The organism is Bartonella vinsonii subsp. berkhoffii ATCC 51672 (assembly GCF_902825225.1).
In the GTDB taxonomy this organism is placed as follows: domain Bacteria; phylum Pseudomonadota; class Alphaproteobacteria; order Rhizobiales; family Rhizobiaceae; genus Bartonella; species Bartonella berkhoffii.
Map to the genome: position 1 here is coordinate 1 of NZ_CADEAK010000221.1, position 417 is coordinate 417.

General features: G+C 37.6%; 1 protein-coding gene. It reads left to right on the forward strand.

The window, feature by feature from the left end; genetic code table 11:
* Positions 1-65: 65 nt before the first annotated feature.
* Positions 66-417 (forward strand): ATP-binding cassette domain-containing protein (locus J7R10_RS09015; RefSeq protein WP_208436502.1); only part of this gene is annotated, 352 nt, incomplete at its 3' end.

Below are 417 nucleotides of genomic sequence, written 5' to 3' on the forward strand. Positions count from 1 at the left end.
GTTCTTGTCGTCATTTTCATGCAGCGGCTTTTTATCAAAGGCCTTATTGAAACGGAGAAATAACTGTGGCCATAATCCAGTTATCAAATATAAAAAAACAGTATGACAACAACATTATCGTCATTGATGATTTAAATTTGACAGTTGCCGATAAGGAACTTCTTGTCCTTGTTGGTCCTTCGGGATGTGGTAAATCAACACTCTTACGGATTATTGCAGGACTTGAACAGGTCACCTCGGGTGAACTCTATATTGATAATGAATGTATCAATGAGCGTGAACCCGCTGATCGCGATATTGCTATGGTTTTTCAAAATTACGCACTTTATCCCCATATGACTGTTCGTGGAAACTTAGAATATGGGCTTAAAAATCGCAAAACACCTAAAGACGAAATAAATAAACGTATCACACATG